Genomic DNA, 17867 nt, shown 5'->3' with positions numbered 1-17867 from the left:
GGATGGTCACGGCCGGCCGAGCGCCAACCGTGTCGCCGCCGCCAGCTCCTCCAGCCGGTAGGGCTTGGGCAGCAGCGCGATCCCCTCCGCCTCGGCATCGCGCTTCGCCGCCTCGGCATAGGCGGTGGTGAGCACCACCGGCAGGCCGGGCCGCCGCCGCTTCACCTCGCGCGCCAGGTCGACGCCGTTCATCCCGCCCGGCATCATCACGTCGGAGAAGACGAGGTCGATCCCCCGCCCATCCGCCAGCGCCCCGAGCGCCGCCGCGGCGCTCGCCGCCCGCGTCGCCTCGAAGCCAAGCTCGGCGAGCATCTCGCCGACCAGCGCGGCGACCTCGTCGTCATCCTCGACCAGCAGCACATGGCCGGTCCTGGCCTCCACCCGCCGCTCGACCCGCAGGTCGATCAGGTGCCGCTCCGCCGCCGCCGGCGCGCGGATGGAGCGCGGCAGCAGCAGCATGATCGTCGTCCCGCGCCCGAGCGCGGTGTCGATCCGCACGGTGCCGCCCGATTGCTGGGCGAAGCCATAGACCTGCGCCAGCCCGAGCCCCGATCCCTTGCCGATATCCTTGGTGGTGAAGAAGGGCTCGAAGACCCGCTCCAGCACCTCGGGCGGCATGCCGGTCCCGGTATCGACCACCGAGAGGGCGACGAAATCCCCGCTCAGCCCATCGGTTGCGAGCCCCGGCCGGTTCTCGCCGCGGATGACGATGGTGCCGCCCTCCGGCATCGCATCCCGGGCATTCACCGCGAGGTTCAGCACGACGAGCTCCAGCTCGCCGGGATCGACCTCGACCGGCCAGAGCCCCTCCGCGAAGTCGAGCGTCACATGCACGTCGCCGCGCAGGCTGCGGTCCAGCAGCTCCCGCATGCCGCCGATCTGGCGGGCGAGGTCGACCGCCTCCGAGGTCAGCGCCTGCCGCCGCGAGAAGGCGAGGAGCTGGCGGGTCAGCGCCGCCCCGCGCCCGGCCGCCTGGCGCATGCCGTCCATCAGCAGCTTCTGCCGCGCCGCATCGCGCTGGCGGCCGAGCATGTCGAGCCCGCCCGAGATCACCATCAGCAGGTTGTTGAAGTCGTGCGCCACGCCGCCCGTGAGCTGGCCGATCGCCTCCATCTTCTGGGCGTGGCGCAGCGTCTCCTCCACCCGCTCGCGCTCGGCGATCTGCGCGCGCAGCGCCCCGTTCGCCGCCTCCAGCGCCTGGGTCCGCTCGGCGACCAGCGCCTCCAGCCCGCGCGCCGCGCGCTCCCGCTCGGCGAGATGGGCCCGCACCTCGTATTGCCGCCGCCGCGCCCGCACCGCCGCCTGCAGGCTGCTGGTGAGGGTGATGGCCTGCACCGGCCGCTCCAGCAGCGAGACGTTGCGCAGCGCCGCCACCAGCCGCGCCCGCCCGGCCACCGCCTGCGGCGTCTGCCGGTGGCTGGTGAGGACGACGAAGGGCATGTCGGACCAGGGCGGCTGCCGCTCCACCCAATGGAGCAGCGGCTCGATCGGCTGGCCGATCAGCGCCTCCTCGGCGACGAAGACGGCATCCGCTCCGATCTCCAGCCCGGCCAGCAGCGCCTCCAGATCGGCGCAGACCTCGGCCGAGAGCGCCGCCCGCCGCAGCAGATCGGCCGAGGCGCTGCCATCCCGCCCGGTCGGTGCCAGGACGAGGATACGCGGGGTGGCGAGGTCAGAGCTGGCCTGGTTCATCAACGGCCAGGAGCGGAGTGCCAGAGCCGGTGTAGTGCGGCGAGCCGGTGAGGACGCCGCTGAAATCCCTCAGCGGCGGGCCGACTGCGATGCCGTTCCAGCCCAGCCGGAATTCCCGGATCGAGCGTTCATGCACGCCGCTCCGCTTCTTCACGACGGAGAGCGCCCGCCGCACTGAGCCCTCGAACTCGAAATAGCGCAGCACCAGGACCGCATCGCTCAGATAGCTGATATCGACCGGCGTCTGCATCGGCCCGACCAGCCCGTGCTGCGCCAGCACCAGGAAGGTCAGCACCCCGGTCTGGCTCAGATAGCTCAGCAGCTCATGCATCTGCAGGATGAGGAAGCGCTCGTCCGGCATGGCGCTGAGATAGCCGTTGAGGCTGTCGATGACGATGACGCGTGCCCTGTTCCGCTCCACCGCGCTGCGCACGAGATGGGCGAACTCCCCGGGCGACAGCTCCGCCGGATCGATCTGCTGGATGTGGACCAGCCCGTCCCGGACCGCCGCCTCCAGCGGCAGGCCGAGCGCCGCGGCGCGGGCGAAGATCGTGCTCCGCCCCTCGTCGAAGGCGTAGATGACCGCATGCTCGCCCCGCTCGGCGGCGGCGAGCGCATAGGTGAGGCCGAGGGAGGACTTGCCCACCCCGGCCGGCCCGAGCAGCAGCACGCTCGTCCCCCGCTCCAGCCCGCCGCCGACCATCGCATCGAGCCCCGGCTTGCCGCTCCCGACCAGCCCGGTTGCCGGCAGCCCGCGATGCTCCGCCGCCACCAGCCGCGGATAGATCTCGAGCCCGCCCCGCTTGATGGTGAAGTCGTGAAAGCCGCCGCGGAACGGTATGCCGCGCATCTTCACCACGCGCAGCCGCCGCCGCTCCGAGCCGTAATCCACGGCGGTCTCTTCCAGCAGCACCACGCCATGAGCGATGGAGTGGAGCTGCAGGTCGTCCGCCTTGGAGGACATGTCGTCCAGCATCAGCACGGTACAGTTCCGGCCGGTGAAGAAATGCTTCAGCGCCAGGATCTGCCGGCGGTAGCGCAGCGAGTTCTGCGCCAGCAGCCGCAGCTCGGAGAGGCTGTCGAAGACGACGCGGGCGGGGTTGAGCGCCTGCACCCGATCGAAGACCAGCTGCGTCGTCTCGTTGAGCTCGATCTCGGCGGGATGGAAGACCGTCAGCTCCCGGTTCGGGTCGAGGCTCGCCTCCGGCGGCACCAGCTCGAAGACCGAGATTCCGTCGAGCGACCAGCCATGGCGCCTCGCCACCAGCTGCAGCTCGCGCTCGGTCTCGGAGAGGGAGATGTAGAGGACGGATTCGCCCTGCCGCACCCCGTCCATCAGGAATTGCAGGGCGAGGGTGGTCTTGCCCGCGCCGGGCCGCCCCTCGCAGAGATACAGCCGGTTGGCGTCGAGGCCGCCGCCCAGGATGTCGTCGAGCCCGACGCTGCCGGTCGAGACCCGCGGCGGCTCGGCATCGGCGAGGGCTGCGGTGTCGCTTCGGTCGGTCATTATTGCTCCCAAGGGTCCGGTCCATCGTCCGGACGGAAGGAGGCCATTGTGATGACCGCCCCTGGCCGCCGCAACCGAAGGTCCAGCCCCGGCGGCACAATTTCGCGGCAGCCAACTATGGGACGAAACGTATCCGGCGCGGCACCGGTTCCCTCAGCCCGAGCGGTCGAGCCCCGGCCCCTCGAGCCCCGGCAGCCAGTCATCCGCCGTCGGTCCGCCGCGCCGCGTGCCGGCCCGCCGCGCCGCCTCCGCCCGCCTTCGGATCAGCTCGTCCAGCAGCCGGTCCATGGTCTGCCAGAGCGGCTCGTCGCCCTGCCGCTCGCTGAGCACGAAGCGGTGCGCAGCAAGCGTCACGTTGAGCGTACCCCGCGTCGTCTCCGGCCGGGGGTTGCGCATCTGGAGGAGGGCCTTCTCCACCTCCTCGAGCGGCAGGCCGAGCCTCTCCGCGATCACCGGCGGCGCCTCGCCCTGGCGGCGCAGCGCCCGGGCCTTGCGCGCCTCCGCCTCGGAGAGCGCGATGGCAGGGCGCAGCGCCTGGGTGGTGCGGGACATCTCGCCCGAGCCGGTCCCCGGCGGCTTGCCCTTGAACGCCATCGCGCTGCCCTCCCGCCCTACTCCGCCGCCTGCTTCTGCTGCGCCCCGGGCCGGCGGACCCGCAGCCGGCGGATGCGGCGCGGATCGGCCTCCAGCACGCGGAATTCGAGGCCGGAGGAGTGCGAGACCAGCTCGCCCTTGGCCGGCACCCGCCCGGCGATGTTGAAGACGAGGCCGCCCATGGTGTCGATGTCGGAGGCGCGCTCCTCATCGGTCAGCACCGGGCCGAGCTTCGCCTCGAAATCCTCGACCGGCATCCGCGCATCCAGCTCGATCGTGCCGTCCGGCTTCTCGACCAGCTGCGGCGGGCCCGGCTCGTCATGCTCGTCGGCGATGTCGCCGGTGATGGTCTCGACCAGGTCCTCGATCGTCACCAGCCCGTCGATGCCGCCATACTCGTCGACGACGAGGGCCATGTGGATCCGCGCCTGACGCATCTGCAGCAGCAGGTCGAGCACATGCACGCTCGGCACGACGAAGAGCGGCTTGCGCAGGATCGCCTTCATGTCGAAGGAGGCGTCGTTGCCGACGCTGGCGAAGACGTCCTTGATGTGGACCATGCCGACGATGTCGTCCAGCTGCTTGCGGAAGACCGGGTAGCGGCTGTGCCCGTCGCGTTGGATCAGGCGGATGGCCTGCTCCAGCGTGTAGTCCTCCGGCATCGCCATGATGTCGGCGCGCGGCAGCATGACGTCGCCCGCCGTCTTGTCGCGCAGCTTGAGGACGTTGCCGAGCAGGGCACGTTCCTGCGCGTCGAGGTCGTCGGCATCCGTCCCGCCGCGCTCGCCCGGATCGTGCGGCTCGCGCTGCTCCTCGATCAGCTCCTCCATGCGGTCGCGGACGCTCTCCGCCTCGCGCCGCCGCAGCAGGCTCTGCAGGCGCCAGAGCAGCCCGTCGCGGCCATTGCCGTTCGAGGCGCTCATGCCGCATGCCTCCAGGGGTTGGGCAGCCGCAGCCGGTGCATCGCCCGCGCCTCGGCCCGCTCCATCCGCCGCGCCTCGCCGGCCGCCAGATGGTCGTGGCCGATCAGATGGAGCGCCCCATGGGCGACCAGATGGACGAAATGCGCGGCCAGCGCCTTGCCGCCCGCTTCCGCCTCCCGCCGCACCACGCCGAGGGCCAGGGCGATGTCGCCGAGATAGCCCGGCGCCCCGCCCGGGAAGCTCAGGACGTTGGTCGGCTTCTCCTTGCCGCGATGCTCGCCGTTCAGCCGCTTGAGCGCCCGGTCATCCGCCAGCAGCACGGTGACGAGGCCCTCGGCCCCGCTCCCGGCCAGCGCCGCGGCGACCGCGCGCCGCGCCAGGACCTCCGCCCGCGGCACGAAGCGCCGCCAAGCCGGATTCTCCACCACCACATCGACCAGCACCTCTGGGGATGCCGGTTGGAGGGGATCCTCCAAGCCCTCGCCCTCGGGACGACTACTGTCCGGTTCCATCGCCTTCCTTCTTCGGCCCCCGGCCCGGCGGCTGCGCCGCCCGGCCATCGGCCCGCCCATATGCCGCGACGATGCGCGCCACCAGCGGGTGCCGCACCACGTCGCGTTCGTCGAAGCGGGCGACGCCGATGCCATCCACCCCGTCGAGGATGTTCAGCGCGTCGGTCAGCCCGCTCCTTTGGCCACTCGGCAGATCGACCTGGGTCGGATCGCCGGTGACCACCATACGCGTTCCCTCGCCCATGCGGGTGAGGAACATCTTGATCTGCGCCGGCGTGGTGTTCTGCGCCTCGTCCAGGATCGCGTAGCAATGCGCCAGCGTCCGGCCGCGCATGAAGGCGAGCGGCGCGATCTCGATCTCGCCCGAGGCGATCCGCCGCGCCACCTGTTCCGCCGGCAACATGTCGTGCAGCGCGTCATAGAGCGGGCGGAGATAGGGGTCCACCTTCTCCTTCAGGTCACCGGGGAGGAAGCCGAGCCGCTCCCCCGCCTCCACCGCCGGCCGGCTGAGCACGATGCGGTCCACCCGCCCGGCCTGCAGCAGGGCGACGCCCTGCGCCACAGCGAGATAGGTCTTGCCGGTGCCGGCCGGGCCGATGCCGAAGACCATCTCCTGCCGCGCCAGCAGGTCGATATAGGCCGCCTGGGCCGGGGTCCGGGGGGCGATCGCCCCCTTCCGGGTGCGGATCTCCGGCCGGTCCTGCAAGGGCAGGCGCGGGTCGCCCTCGGCGTCTCCTTCGGCCATGCGCAAGGCTGCTTCCACCTCTGCCGTCCCCACTGGCTGGCCCTTCTCGAGCCGCCGCCACAGCGCCTTCAGCGCCACTTCCGCCACTTCGGTCCGTCCCGCCCCGCCGGCGATGGTCAACCGGTTGCCGCGCGAGCCGAGCCGGACCCCCAATCGCTGCTCGATCCGCGCCAGATGGCGGTCATGTTCCCCGTAGAGAAGGGGGAGCAGGGCGTTGTCGTCGAATTGCAGCGTGACGCTGCGCTGCTCCGGCGATGCGGGGGGAGGGGAGGCGGGCCGCGTGCCGCGGGCCTCCCCAGCGCGGAAGACGATGGGGGCGGTGTTCAAGCGGGGGCAGGCTCCTCTGCGGGCAGGCTTGCGGATACGCCCTCCCCGGCCGCCAGGAGGCCGGAGAGGGAATTGGGATGGGCGGCGAGGATGCGCACCGGCAGTTCCCGCCCGACCAGATCGAGCGGCGCCGCCAGGTGCACCGGCTGCAACCAGGGAGAACGCCCGGCGACCTGTCCGGGATGCCGGCCCGGCCCGGTGAGCAGCACGGGCATCGTCATCCCGACGCGGGAGCGGTTGAACGCGTCCTGTTGCTCGCGCAGCAGCGCCTGGAGCGCCTGGAGCCGGGCGTCCTTCTCCGCCTCGGGAACCTGGAAGGGCGCGCCGGCCGCCGGCGTCCCGGGCCGCGGCGAGTACTTGAAGCTGTAGGCCAGCGCGAAGCCGACCCGCTCCACCAGCGCCATGGTCTGGGCGAAGTCCTCGGCCGTCTCGCCTGGATGCCCGGCGATGAAGTCGGAGGAGAGGGCGAGGTCCGGCCGCGCCTCCCGCAGCCGGTCGACCACGGCCAGGAACTCGGCCGCCGTATGGCCCCGGTTCATCGCCGCCAGCACCCGGTCGCTGCCCGACTGCACCGGCAGGTGTAGGTAGGGCATCAGCGCCGGCACCTCGCGGTGTGCCGTGATCAGGTCGTCATCCATGTCGCGCGGGTGGCTCGTGGTGTAGCGCAGCCTGAGCAGGCCGGGGATTTCCGCCAGCGCGCGGATCAGCCGCCCGAGGCTCCAGACGCGCCCGCCCGGCCCCTCGCCGTGATAGGCGTTGACGTTCTGGCCGAGCAGCGTGATCTCCCGCGCCCCGCCCGCGACCAGTCGCCGCGCCTCGGCCACCACCGCCGATGCCGGGCGCGAATACTCGGCCCCGCGCGTATAGGGCACGACGCAGAAGGAGCAGAACTTGTCGCAGCCCTCCTGCACGGTGAGGAAGGCGGCGATGCCCTGGCCGCCCGCCTGCTCCGGCAGGTGGTCGAATTTCTGCTCGACCGGCATCTCCGTCTCGATGACGGCGCCGGCGGCCCGGCTCGCCCGCGCCACCATCTCCGGCAGGCGGTGATAGGTCTGCGGCCCGAGCACGATGTCGACCCAAGGCGCGCGCCGGGTGATCTCCGCCCCCTCCGCCTGGGCGACGCAGCCGGCGACGGCCAGCACCATGCCCTCGCCGGCCGCCTCGCGCTCCCGCTTCATCTCGCGCAGGCGGCCGAGCTCGGAGAACAGCTTCTCGCTGGCCTTCTCGCGGATATGGCAGGTGTTGAGGATGACCATGTCGGCCCCCTCCGGCGCCTCCACCGGCGCATAGCCGAGGGGCGCCAGCACATCCGCCATGCGGGCGCTGTCGTAGACATTCATCTGGCAGCCCCAGGTGCGGAGGAAGAGCCGCTTCCGTGTCGCTGCGTCCGGTACCGTCATGCCAAAGGCCCACTCCACCCCATCGGCGCGGCGGCGCCGAAGCTGCTTGCGCACATGCGCAGGCAGGAGGCCGCGGTCAAGCGGCGAGGGGCCGGGGCATCGCCCCGGGAGAGGGCGAGAATCGCATGGTGACGGAAGCGTCGGGCTTCGCGGCAGCTCGGGTCAAGCCTGCTTTGGTCACACCGTCGCCAGGGGCGCGGCCGGCCGGTTCTGCCGCAGCAGCGCCGCGCCGGTGGAGACGGTGGTCCAGCTCGCCGCTGCCATCGCCTTGCGGTCGGGCAGGGCCGTGGGGCTGAAGGGCTCGTGCAGCACCACGGTCGCCCGCGCCCCGCTGCGCCGCGCCAGCCGCCAGAAGTGGCTGGCGATCGACATGTCGCCGTACCAGGCGAAGAGCGGCCGGTCCCGCCGGCAGGCCGGCAGCCCGCCGAGCCGGTCATAGACCAGCGAGACCGGCTGCACTTCCCGCGCCGAGCCCGCTGTCGCCAGGAAGGCGCTGCGGAAGGGCAGCACCCGCGTGCCGTCGCTGCTGGTGCCCTCGGGGAAGAGGATAAGGCTGTCGCCGGCCGCCAGCCGCGCCCTCATCGCCTCCGCCTCGCTGCCCGTCCGCCCGCGGCTGCGGCTGACGAAGACGGTGCGGCCGAGCCGCGCCACGGTGCGGATCAGCGGCCAGGTGCCGACCTCCGCCTTGGAGACGAAGCAGCCCTCCAGCGTCCCCCCGAGCACCAGGATGTCGAGCCAGGAGGAGTGGTTGGACAGGAAGAGCACCGGCTTCTCCCGCGACGCCTCGCCGATCACCTGCACCCTGAGCCCGATCAGCCGGCACAGCACGGCATGGTAGACCCGGGCGAAGACCACCTTCGGCCGTCCCGGCAGCAGCAGCAGCACGGACTGGATGGGGATCGAGACCAGCGTCCAGAGCAGCACGGAGGCGATGCGCCGCACCGCCCGGACCCGGCCGCCGAGCGGCCGCTCCTCGAAGACGTCGAACAGCCGCCCGCCGGGCAGGCTGCTCTTGAACCGCAGGGGCTTCTTCCGCCGCAGGCGGCGGGGTCGAAGGGCTTCGATCGGGTCGCGGGCCACGGCTTCCATGATGGTCAGCGGATAGCCCGCGCTCCGTGACGCTGCAATGTCGCCGCGGCGACGACTGGGTGATATCCGCCCACCCTGCCCCCCGCGGCGACGCGCCCCGGCCTCAGAGGCTGCCCGACCAGTCCGCCGGAACGAAGCGGTAGCCGTTGCCCTCCTTGGCGATGTAGCCATTCGCCGGGAAGGGGAAGTGGTAGCCGGTGACGCGGATGCGGTCGGCCGCTGCCTGGTCGAGGATCCTCCGCCGCGCCGCCTCGGCCATCGCCGCGTCGAAGTCGAAGACGGCGTGGAAGTCCGGGCGGCGGGCCAGCAGCTCCGGCCGGTTGGTGGTGTCGGCGAGGAACATCGCCTGCGCAGGACCGTCGGCGATCAGGTAGCAGGTATGGCCCGGCGTATGGCCATGGGCGGCGACCGCCTGGATGCCGGGGATCACCTCCGCCCCCGCCGCCACCTGGCGGATCTTGCCCTGGTAGGGGGCGAAGCGGCGGGCGCTGTTGGCGAAGGTGGCACGCTGGCCCTCGGGGCTGCGGGTCTCGTTGCCGGTGTCGCTCCACCAGGCCCATTCCGCGGCAGGGACGACGACCTCGGCATTGGGGAAGGCCGCGGCGCCGGCGCCGTTCAGCAGGCCGTTCACATGGTCGCCGTGGAAATGGCTCATCACCACGAGGTCGACCTTGGCCGGGTCGATGCCGGCGGTCGCCATGTTCTGGATCATCTTCCCCTGCGTCGCGGTCGGCGGCAGCACGCCGTTGCCGCTGTCGAAGGCGACGAGTCGACTGCCCGTGTCGAGGAAGGTGACGGTGAAGGGGATGCGGATGCTCTCGGTCGGCAGGAAGCTCTCCGCCAGCACCTTCTGCACCTCCTCGATCGGCGCGTTGCGCACGAAGCCTTGCAGCGGCCGCTCGAAGAACCCGTCATGCACGGTGGTGACGGTGAAGCCGCCGACCTTGAAGCGGTAGAAGCCTGGCGCCTGGCCGGCAGGGGAGGGGGCGGCCGGTGCGGTCTGCGCCGCGGCGCCCCGCAGCAGGGACGGGGCGGCAAGCCCGGCGGCGAGGCCGCCCAAGGCGAGGCGTCGGCTGGTGAAGTCGGTCATCGGTCCCTCTCGGAAGTCGCCCCCCTATTGGTAGGGAGGCCCACGCAGGGATCAAGCCATTCCGCGAGGGGATCAGCGCGCGAAGGCGACGACGGCCTCCAGATGCGGCGACCAGAGGAACTGGTCGACCGGCACCGCCGTAGTGACGCGGTAGCCGGCGGCCTGCAGCGGCTTCGCATCCCGCGCCAGGGCGACCGGGTTGCAGGAGACGTAGAGGATGGCCGGCACCCCGGCCCGGGCCAGCAGCGCCGTCTGCTCGGCCGCGCCGGCGAAGGGCGGGTCGAGCACCACGGCGGCGAATTCTCGCAGCTCCGGCCCGGCCAGCGGCTGCCGTTCGAGGTCGCGCCGCACCGCCTTCACCCGCAGCCCAGCCTTGCCCGCGGCCGTGGCCAGCGCCGAGACCGCCTCCGGCACCGCCTCGAAGGCGGTGACGCGGGCGCGGGCGGCGAGCGGGATGCTGAGCGTGCCGAGCCCCGCATAGAGATCGGCGATGGCCGCCCGGCCCGGGAGCTTGCGTGGCAGCCCCTCCAGCAGCGCGGCGATGATGGCCGCCTCGCCCTCGGCGCTCGCCTGGAGGAAGGCGCCCGACGCCGGCACCACCGCCGCCCCCGAGAGCAGATGCCGCACCGGCCCGAGCTGGGCCGCGACCTCCGCCGGCCCGCCCTTGCCGGCCCAGGCGATACGGGGGATGCGCCGCTCCGTCGCCAGGGCGGCGAGCAGGCGCCGGTCCGGCGCGGACAGCGGCGCATCGGTCCGCAGCAGGATGTCCGGCCCGCTCGTCAGAAGGTTGATGACAGCGGAGCCGAGCCGCCGCAGCCCTTCCATGCGGCGCAGGGCCTCGGCGAGCGGCCCCAGCAGCGCGACCAGCTCGGGCCGCAGCACGTGGCATTCCTGCATGGGCACGAGGTTGGTGGTGCCGCGCTGGTGGAAGCCGATCTGCACCCGACCGTCGGCCAGGCGCTCGAGGCCGAGATCGGCCCGCTGGCGGCTGTTCCGCGGCGTCATCGCCAGCGGCGCGACGGGGGCATCGGGGAAGCCGGCCCGCGCCAGCGCCTCCACCAGCCGCCCCCGCTTCCAGGCGCCATAGGGGGCGAGGTCCCAATGCTGCAGCACGCAGCCGCCGCAAGCCGGGAAGTGGCGGCAGGGCGGGGCGACGCGCTCCGGGCTCTCGGCGAGCCAGGCCTCCGCCTCGCCGCGCTTGCCGCTGATGCGGGCGCGCACCCGCTCGCCCGGCAGGGTCTGGGAGAGGAAGACGGGGCCGGCGGGCGCCTGGGCCACACCATCCCCTGCGGCACCCATCTGGTCGATCAGCAGCTCCATCGCCTCAGCCCTCGTCGGCGGTCAGCGGCAGGTGGTGCGAGGCGATCCGCACCTCGGCGAGGAAGAAACCGAGCGCCGCGACCAGCAGCAGCATCGCGCCGATCAGCAGCCCGGCCAGCACCCAGGCGACGGCGAGGCCGAGGAAGACCGCGCCGAAGGACAGGACGATGAGGGTGCAGAGCGCCATTGCCGCCAGCACGCAGCAGGTGATGGCGCGGTGGATGTGCCAGGCCCGCTCCGCCAGGCGTCGCCGCTCGCCGGCCAGCGCCGGGGAAAGGCCGTTGCGGATGGCCCTCTCCCAGTCGATCAGCCGGGCGAGCCGCCCGGCCAGCACGTTCAGCGCCGAGAAGATGCCGGTCAGCAGGAAGGCCGGCGCGATGGCGAGCTGGATCGTCTGCTCCAGCTCCGGCACATCCTGGGCGCTGAACATCAGCCTCCGAAGGCGTTCAGCCCGGTGATGGCCCGCCCCAGGATCAGCGCATGGACGTCATGCGTGCCCTCATAGGTGTTCACCGTCTCAAGGTTCATGACGTGGCGGATGACATGGTACTCGTCCACGATCCCGTTACCGCCATGCACGTCCCGCGCGAGCCGGGCGATGTCGAGCGCCTTGCCGCAATTGTTGCGCTTCACCAGGGAGATCATCTCCGGCGCCACCTTGCCCTCGTCGAAGAGCCGGCCGACGCGGAGCACGGCCTGCAGGCCGAGCGTGATCTCCGTCTCCATGTCGGCGAGCTTCTTCTGCACCAGCTGGGTCTGCGCCAGCGGGCGGCCGAACATGGTGCGGTTCAGCGCGTAGTCGCGCGCGGCATGGAAGCAGAACTCGGCGGCGCCGAGCGCGCCCCAGGCGATGCCGTAGCGGGCGCGGTTGAGGCAGGAGAAGGGGCCGGCGAGCGACTTCACGCCCGGTAGCCGGTTCTCCTCCGGGACGAAGACCTCATCCATCATGATCATGCCGGTGGTCGAGGCGCGGAGCGAGAACTTGCCCTCGATCTTCGGGAAGGTAAGGCCCTTCATGCCCTTCTCGAGGATGAAACCGCGGAGGATGCCCTCATCGTCCTTAGCCCAGATCACGGCGAGGTCGGCGATCGGCGCGTTGGTGATCCAGGTCTTGGAGCCGGAGACGAGGTAGCCGCCATCGACCTTCTTCGCCCGCGTCCGCATGGAGGAGGGGTCGGAGCCGGCATCCGGCTCGGTCAGGCCGAAGCACCCTACCCACTCGCCGGTGCGGAGCTTCGGCAGGTACTTCTCCCGCTGCGCCTCGGAGCCGAAGGCGTGGATCGGGTACATCACCAGGGAGGACTGCACGGAGAAGGCCGAGCGGTAGCCGCTATCGACCCGCTCCACCTCGCGGGCCATCAGCCCGTAGGCGACGTAGGAGACGCCGGCGCAGCCATAGCCCTCGAGCGTCGCGCCGAGGAAGCCCATCTCGCCGAACTCGTTCATGATCTCCCGGTCGAAGGTCTCGTGCCGGTTGGCCATGAGGATGCGGGGGAAGAGCCGCTCCTGGCAGAACTGGTGCGCGGATTCGCGGATCATCCGCTCGTCCTCGGTCAGCTGGTCCTCGAGGAGCAGCGCGTCTTCCCAGGCGAAGCTGGCCATGCGCTTGGGGGGCTGGATGACGACGTTCATGGCTGGCTCCTCGGGGCTTTTCTGCCGCCGGTACTTGGCGCCTCGGGCGCGGTCGGACAACGGGTAGCGAGGCGCCCGCGGGACATCGCCCGCGGGCCGGGGGTCACGCCGCCTCGGCCTCCTGCTCCGGCTGCTGGTCGCGGCGCGGGCGGGGGATCGGGATCAGCATGAAGGCGGGCACGGCATCGCCGAAGCCGACCACGGCCGGGCCCAGGTCGTCGCGGTCCCGGTCGCGCCGGCGCGGGGCCTCGCGGTCCCAGCGGCGCTCCTCGCGCGGGGCGCGCTCCTCGCGGGGAGCCCGCTCCTCGCGGGCCGGACGTTCCTCACGGGCCGGGCGCTCCTCGCGGGCGGCGACCGGCGCACGGTCGCGGTTACGCTCAGGCCGATCGCGCTCGCCGCGCTCCCGCTCGGGACGGTCGCGGCCGCTCCGCTCGGGGCGGGGGCCGCGCTCCGGCCGGTCGGCCTGCGGCGCCGGGCGACGGTCGCGGCCGCCGCGATCCCGCTCGCGCCCACCGCCACGCCCGGCACTGCCGCCGCGGCCGCGCTTGGGGCGCGAGGCCGCCTCGGCGATCTCCTCGTTGCTGATGGGGTCGAGCCCCTCGACCTCGATGCGCGGGATCGGCTTGCCGGTCAGGCTCTCGATGGCGGCGACGTTGCGCGCATCGTCGGGCGTGGCGATGGTGAAGGCCGCGCCCTGCTTGCCCGCCCGGCCGGTGCGGCCGATGCGGTGGACATAGTCCTCGGCGTGGAAGGGCACGTCGAAATTGAAGACGTGGCTGAGCCCGCCGATGTCGATGCCGCGCGCCGCGACGTCGGAGCAGACCAGCAGCTGCAGCTCGTTCGCCTTGAACTTGTTCAGCGTGGCGAAGCGGCTCGGCTGGTCCATGTCGCCATGCAGGGCGCCGACCGAGAAGCCGTGGCGCTTGAGCGACTTGTAGAGGACGTCCACCTCGATCTTCCGGTTGCAGAAGATCAGGGCGTTCTGCACCTCCTCGCGGCGGATGAGGCGGCGCAGCGCCTCCCGCTTGTCGAGCTCCCGCGTCCAGAGCAGGCCGGCGGTGATGGTCGTCGCCACCGAGGCCGGGGCGGAGACGCTGATCTCCTTCGGGTTCTGCAGGAAGGCATCCGCCAGCTTCCGGATTTCCGGAGCCATGGTGGCGGAGAAGAACAGCGTCTGCCGCATCGGCGGCAGCATGGAGACGATGCGCTCCACATCCGGGATGAAGCCCATGTCGAGCATGCGGTCGGCCTCGTCGATGACGAGGACCCTGCAGTCGGCAAGGAGGATGCGGCCGCGCTCGAACAGGTCGAGCAGGCGGCCCGGGGTCGCGATCAGCACGTCGACGCCCTTCTCGAGCACGGCACGCTGGTCGTTCATGCTCTCGCCACCGATCAGCAGGGCATGCACCAGGTTGAGGTGCTTGCCGTACTTGACGAAATTCTCGGCCACCTGCAGCGCGAGCTCGCGCGTCGGCTCCAAGATCAGGCTGCGCGGCATGCGCGCCTTGGCCCGGCCATTGGCCAGGATGTCGAGCATTGGGAGCGTGAAGCCAGCGGTCTTGCCGGTGCCGGTCTGGGCGCAGCCGAGCACGTCGCGGCCCATCAGCACGATGGGGATAGCGGCTTCCTGGATCGGCGTCGGCGAGACATAGCCGGCCTCGGCGACGGCCTGGAGGATCGGCTCGGACAGGCCGAGATCGGCGAAGGTGACGCGCGGCGCCTCGTCCTCGCCCTCATCCTCCTCCTGGTCCTCCTCGTCGCCTTCGTCCTCGGCGTCCTGCTCCGCGGCGGCATCGATCGCCGGCGGCAGCAGCTCGGCCGGGTCGGGTTCGGAGGTCTCGGCGGCAGGCTCGATCACCGCGGTGGCGCTCTCCGCCATGACGGTTTCCGGCACATCCTCGGTCGCCGGGGCAGGCGCGGGCTCGGCCGCCATGGCCGCGGCGGGCGGGGTCTCGGCCTGGCGGTCGCCAGCTTGGTGGTCGTTGTGCGTAGTCTCGGCCGCGTCGGAAGCGGGCCGGTCAGGGGTATCGGTCAAGTGCGGTCGGTTCCTTCGCCGGGACAGCGGCGGCATGGCGGCCCACATGGCCGAAAACCGACGCCCGGCTCGCCCTTTCGCAAGGCTGCCGTTCCAGGTCCGCCGCGCATATGCGCCAACAGGGGCCGAAAATCAAGGCGCGGCAGGGCTTGTGCCGGTTTTTCCCGCCCCCTAGAGGCAGGATTGCCATGCCCGACCCCACCGACCTCCTGCTGCTGCCCGGCCTGCTCTGCGACGCCGCGCTGTGGGAGGCGCAGGTCGCGGGCCTCGGCGGCCTCGTCCGCTGCCACGTCGCCGATGTGGCGCAGGACAGCAGCCTTGCCGCCATGGCCAAACGGGCGCTGGCCGCGGCGCCGCCGCGCTTCGCCCTGGCCGGCCTCTCCATGGGCGGCTACCTCGCCTTCGAGGTGCTGCGCCAGGCGCCGGGGCGGGTGACGCGGCTCGCCCTGCTCGATACCTCCGCCCGGCCCGACACGCCGGAACAGGCGCGCCGCCGCCGCGGCCTGATCTCCTTCGCCCGCAGCGGGTTGTTCAAGGGCGTCACCCCGCGGCTGCTGCCGCAGCTCGTCCATCCGGACCGGCTGGCGGGGCCGGTGGGCCAGGCGGTGATGGCAATGGCCGAGCGGGTCGGGCGGGATGCCTTCCTGCGCCAGCAGGCCGCCATCCTCACGCGGCCGGACTCGCGCCCGGACCTGCCCCGGCTCCGCCTGCCGACCCTGGTCGCGGTGGGCGAGGCCGACCTGCTGACGCCGCCCGAGCTGGCCGAGGAGATCGCTGCCGGCATCCCCGGCGCCCGGCTGCACCGCCTCCCCGGCTGCGGTCACCTGCCGCCCATGGAGGCGCCGGAGGCGGTGACGTCGCTGCTGCGCGACTGGCTGCTGGGCTGAGGCTCAGGCCGCCGCCGCCTTCTCCGCCGCCGCGCCCTGCCGTGCGAGCGGGATGGTGATCTCGCAGGCCAGCCCGCCCGGCAGCCAGCGCCGGGTCAGGCTGCCGCCAAGCTGCACCTGCACCGTCTGCTCGATCACCCGGGAGCCGAAGCCGCGCCGCGTCGGGGCCGCCGCCTCTTCCGGTCCGCCGCGCTCGCGCCAGAGCAGGCTGAGCACCTGCCGCGCCGGATCGAGCCGCCAGCTCACTTGCAGCAGCCCGCCGCGGCGGGAGAGGGCGCCGTATTTCATCGCATTGGTCGCCAGCTCGTGCACCGCCATGCTGAGCGGCTGGGCGGCCTGGGCGGCGAGGGTCACCGGCGGCCCGTGCAGCTCGGCCCGCGGCGCATCGAGCCTGATGCCGGTGAGGAAGGCGGCCAGCTCGCCTTCCAGCAGCGCCTGCAGCTCCGCCCCCTCCCAGCGGCGGCGGGCGAGGATGGTCTGCGCCCGGGCCAGGGCGGCGACCCGCCCCTCGATAATCCGCACCAGCTCCGCCGGCGTCTCCGCCCGGCTCAGCCGCAGCGCCGCCTGCACGACGGCCAGCGCATTCTTGGCGCGGTGGTCGACCTCGCGCATCAGCAGCTCGTTGCGCTGCTCGCTCCGCTTGCGCTCGGTGACGTCGAGGGCGAGGCCGGTCAGCCGCACCGCGCGGCCATGCTCGAAATGCACCTGCCCGATGGTGAAGATCCAGCGCTCCCCCTCGCCGACCACGCGGAACTCGGCCTGGTAGGTGCCAGGGCCCTGCGGGTCGCGGGCCTCGCGCATGGCGGCCCGGCGCAGCGGCCGGTCCTCCGGGTGCAGCCCGGCGAGGAAGTGCCGCGCCGTCACCGGCGCTTCCTCGCCGAGGCCCCAGAAGGCGCGCATCCGGCTGTCCCAGGTCACGGCGCCGGTGCGGAAGTCGTGGTCGTAGATGCCGAAGCCCGCCGCCTCCTGGGCCAGGCGCAGCCGCTCGCCGCTGGCAGCCAGCGCCGCCTCGGCATTCCGCCGCTGGGTGACGTCGAGGACGATGCCGGCGGCGAGCCGCGGCGCCTGGCAGCCGGGCTGCCGCGGCTGCGCCTCGCCCCGCGCCAGCAGCCAGCGCACCGTGCCATCCGGCCGGCGGATGCGGAATTCCAGGTTGAAGGCGCCGCCATGCCGCGCGAGGTTGCCATAGGCGCCGGCCAGTAACCGGCGGTCCCCCGGATGCAGGCGGGAGGCGAGGTGCGCCAATGTCAGCGGCCCCGCCGGCGGCAGGCCGAAGAGCCCGGACATCGCCGCATCGGTCAGCACCGAGCCGTCCTCGCCCAGCTCGAAGGCAACCGCCCCGCTCGCCTCCTGCGCCCGCTGCAGCCGTGCCTCGCTGCGGCGGAGCGCCTGCTCCACCTGGTGCAGGGCGGTGAGATCGGTCCGGGTGCTGACGATCGAATGCGGCGCGCCGGTCCGCGGGTCGCGGCGCAGCACCCAGTGCACGCTTGCGACGAGCGGGCTGCCGTCGCGCCTGTACTGCCGCAGCTCGCCCTGGCACTGGCCGTCGCGGAGCAGGTCGGCCAGCAGCCCCTCGCGCCCGCCGGAGGCGAATTCGGTGCGCAGCAGGTCGGACACCGGCCGGCCGAGCGCCTCCTCCCGGCCGTACCCGTAGAGCCGCGCGCAGCCCTCCGACCAATGGAGGATCCGCCCCTCGAGATCGGTGATCATGGAGGGCGTCAGGTCGAGCGCCTCGGACAATTCGGCGAGCGCCGCGCCGCGCTCGGCGATGCGCCGCTCGAGCCGGTCATTCGCGGCCAGCAGCCGGCGCCGGCCGTGCCAGGCGAGAAGGGCAAGGCCGAGCAGCGCCGGCAGGGCGACGGCGAGCGGCGACAGCGCTGCCTCCCGCCAGGCGAGCCAGCCGCTGGCGGCGAGCAGCGCGGCCGGCAGGCCGGCCGTCGCGGCGCTCCGCCAGGCGAGCGGCCAGGCCGAGGGCGCGGTCGGCTTCGCCTTCTCGGAAGGCTCGGCTCCCGGCGTGGCCCGTCCGAGGCCGGTGCATGTCTGTATCGGTTTTCGCACGAGAAGATCGAAATACCGTGACTAACCGCCTTACGGGCCGATCTCGCCTTAAGTTG

15 protein-coding genes are annotated in these 17867 nt (G+C 72.6%); 1 reads left to right on the top strand and 14 read right to left on the bottom strand.

Annotated elements, in window-relative coordinates:
* Positions 1 to 6: 6 nt before the first annotated feature.
* The 13 genes from AC5JJ1_RS20590 to AC5JJ1_RS20530 all read right to left on the bottom strand — a co-directional run bounded on the left by AC5JJ1_RS20590 (position 7) and on the right by AC5JJ1_RS20530 (position 14764).
* Positions 7 to 1692 carry an ATP-binding protein gene (locus AC5JJ1_RS20590; protein WP_495786983.1) on the bottom strand — a complete coding sequence of 562 codons (1686 nt, stop codon included), beginning with the start codon at positions 1690 to 1692 and terminating at the stop codon, positions 7 to 9.
* Positions 1673 to 3199, bottom strand: coding sequence for an ATPase domain-containing protein (locus tag AC5JJ1_RS20585; protein ID WP_495786982.1), 1527 nt, complete (start codon positions 3197 to 3199; stop codon positions 1673 to 1675). Before AC5JJ1_RS20585 ends, AC5JJ1_RS20590 begins: the two co-directional genes overlap by 20 nt.
* Before the next feature lie 153 nt (positions 3200 to 3352).
* Complete coding sequence (locus AC5JJ1_RS20580) at positions 3353 to 3793, bottom strand: hypothetical protein (RefSeq protein WP_495786981.1); 441 nt, start codon at positions 3791 to 3793, stop codon at positions 3353 to 3355.
* 17 nt (positions 3794 to 3810) lie between these two features.
* Positions 3811 to 4716: a hemolysin family protein gene (locus AC5JJ1_RS20575; protein WP_495786980.1), complete on the bottom strand. Its 906-nt coding sequence runs from the start codon at positions 4714 to 4716 to the stop codon at positions 3811 to 3813.
* On the bottom strand, positions 4713 to 5192 hold the full coding sequence (gene ybeY, locus AC5JJ1_RS20570) for an rRNA maturation RNase YbeY (protein WP_495786979.1): 480 nt from the start codon (positions 5190 to 5192) through the stop codon (positions 4713 to 4715). The genes AC5JJ1_RS20575 and ybeY overlap by 4 nt, the downstream gene beginning before the upstream one ends.
* 19 nt (positions 5193 to 5211) lie before the next feature.
* Positions 5212 to 6204, bottom strand: a complete 993-nt coding sequence (locus AC5JJ1_RS20565) for a PhoH family protein (protein WP_495787007.1) — start codon at positions 6202 to 6204, stop codon at positions 5212 to 5214.
* Positions 6205 to 6296: 92 nt separating this feature from the next.
* Positions 6297 to 7700, bottom strand: a complete 1404-nt coding sequence (gene miaB / locus AC5JJ1_RS20560) for a tRNA (N6-isopentenyl adenosine(37)-C2)-methylthiotransferase MiaB (RefSeq protein WP_495786978.1) — start codon at positions 7698 to 7700, stop codon at positions 6297 to 6299.
* Between the two features lie 177 nt (positions 7701 to 7877).
* A complete protein-coding gene (locus AC5JJ1_RS20555; protein ID WP_495786977.1) occupies positions 7878 to 8789 on the bottom strand; it encodes a lysophospholipid acyltransferase family protein in 912 nt (303 codons plus the stop codon).
* A 103-nt stretch (positions 8790 to 8892) separates the two neighbouring features.
* The gene (locus AC5JJ1_RS20550; RefSeq protein ID WP_495786976.1) at positions 8893 to 9879 is read right to left on the bottom strand and encodes an MBL fold metallo-hydrolase; all 987 of its coding nucleotides are present in this window, start codon (positions 9877 to 9879) and stop codon (positions 8893 to 8895) included.
* A 72-nt stretch (positions 9880 to 9951) separates the two neighbouring features.
* Positions 9952 to 11199 (bottom strand): class I SAM-dependent RNA methyltransferase, encoded by a 1248-nt coding sequence (locus AC5JJ1_RS20545; RefSeq protein WP_495786975.1) that lies wholly within the window; start codon positions 11197 to 11199, stop codon positions 9952 to 9954.
* Positions 11200 to 11203: 4 nt separating this feature from the next.
* The gene (locus tag AC5JJ1_RS20540; protein WP_495786974.1) at positions 11204 to 11629 is read right to left on the bottom strand and encodes a DUF2721 domain-containing protein; all 426 of its coding nucleotides are present in this window, start codon (positions 11627 to 11629) and stop codon (positions 11204 to 11206) included.
* Entirely contained in the window at positions 11629 to 12831 is a 1203-nt protein-coding gene (locus AC5JJ1_RS20535) for an acyl-CoA dehydrogenase (RefSeq protein ID WP_495786973.1), read from the bottom strand. The genes AC5JJ1_RS20540 and AC5JJ1_RS20535 overlap by 1 nt, the downstream gene beginning before the upstream one ends.
* 103 nt (positions 12832 to 12934) lie before the next feature.
* A complete protein-coding gene (locus AC5JJ1_RS20530; protein ID WP_495787006.1) occupies positions 12935 to 14764 on the bottom strand; it encodes a DEAD/DEAH box helicase in 1830 nt (609 codons plus the stop codon).
* Between the two features lie 290 nt (positions 14765 to 15054).
* Here AC5JJ1_RS20530 and AC5JJ1_RS20525 point away from each other — a divergent pair, with 290 nt between their 5' ends.
* Positions 15055 to 15753 (top strand): alpha/beta fold hydrolase, encoded by a 699-nt coding sequence (locus AC5JJ1_RS20525; protein WP_495786972.1) that lies wholly within the window; start codon positions 15055 to 15057, stop codon positions 15751 to 15753.
* Between the two features lie 3 nt (positions 15754 to 15756).
* Here the strand turns inward: AC5JJ1_RS20525 and AC5JJ1_RS20520 are convergent, their stop codons facing one another.
* The gene (locus AC5JJ1_RS20520; RefSeq protein WP_495786971.1) at positions 15757 to 17811 is read right to left on the bottom strand and encodes a PAS domain S-box protein; all 2055 of its coding nucleotides are present in this window, start codon (positions 17809 to 17811) and stop codon (positions 15757 to 15759) included.
* Positions 17812 to 17867: the final 56 nt, after the last annotated feature.

The organism is Belnapia sp., from assembly GCF_059504005.1.
Note: the sequence above shows the minus strand (reverse complement) of the source record. Positions and strands in the feature narration are given on the sequence as shown.

Bases quoted from the DNA above. Each gene is read 5' to 3' on its own strand.
- AC5JJ1_RS20545 (WP_495786975.1), bottom strand. From the start codon at position 11,199: ATGGAGCTGCTGATCGACCAGATGGGTGCCGCAGGGGATGGTGTGGCC.
- AC5JJ1_RS20530 (WP_495787006.1), bottom strand. From the start codon at position 14,764: ATGGCGGCCGAGCCCGCGCCTGCCCCGGCGACCGAGGATGTGCCGGAA.
- miaB (WP_495786978.1), bottom strand. From the start codon at position 7,700: ATGACGGTACCGGACGCAGCGACACGGAAGCGGCTCTTCCTCCGCACC.
- AC5JJ1_RS20580 (WP_495786981.1), bottom strand. From the start codon at position 3,793: ATGGCGTTCAAGGGCAAGCCGCCGGGGACCGGCTCGGGCGAGATGTCC.
- AC5JJ1_RS20525 (WP_495786972.1), top strand. From the start codon at position 15,055: ATGCCCGACCCCACCGACCTCCTGCTGCTGCCCGGCCTGCTCTGCGAC.
- AC5JJ1_RS20555 (WP_495786977.1), bottom strand. From the start codon at position 8,789: ATGGAAGCCGTGGCCCGCGACCCGATCGAAGCCCTTCGACCCCGCCGC.
- AC5JJ1_RS20540 (WP_495786974.1), bottom strand. From the start codon at position 11,629: ATGTTCAGCGCCCAGGATGTGCCGGAGCTGGAGCAGACGATCCAGCTC.
- AC5JJ1_RS20535 (WP_495786973.1), bottom strand. From the start codon at position 12,831: ATGAACGTCGTCATCCAGCCCCCCAAGCGCATGGCCAGCTTCGCCTGG.
- AC5JJ1_RS20575 (WP_495786980.1), bottom strand. From the start codon at position 4,716: ATGAGCGCCTCGAACGGCAATGGCCGCGACGGGCTGCTCTGGCGCCTG.
- AC5JJ1_RS20550 (WP_495786976.1), bottom strand. From the start codon at position 9,879: ATGACCGACTTCACCAGCCGACGCCTCGCCTTGGGCGGCCTCGCCGCC.
- AC5JJ1_RS20585 (WP_495786982.1), bottom strand. From the start codon at position 3,199: ATGACCGACCGAAGCGACACCGCAGCCCTCGCCGATGCCGAGCCGCCG.
- AC5JJ1_RS20590 (WP_495786983.1), bottom strand. From the start codon at position 1,692: ATGAACCAGGCCAGCTCTGACCTCGCCACCCCGCGTATCCTCGTCCTG.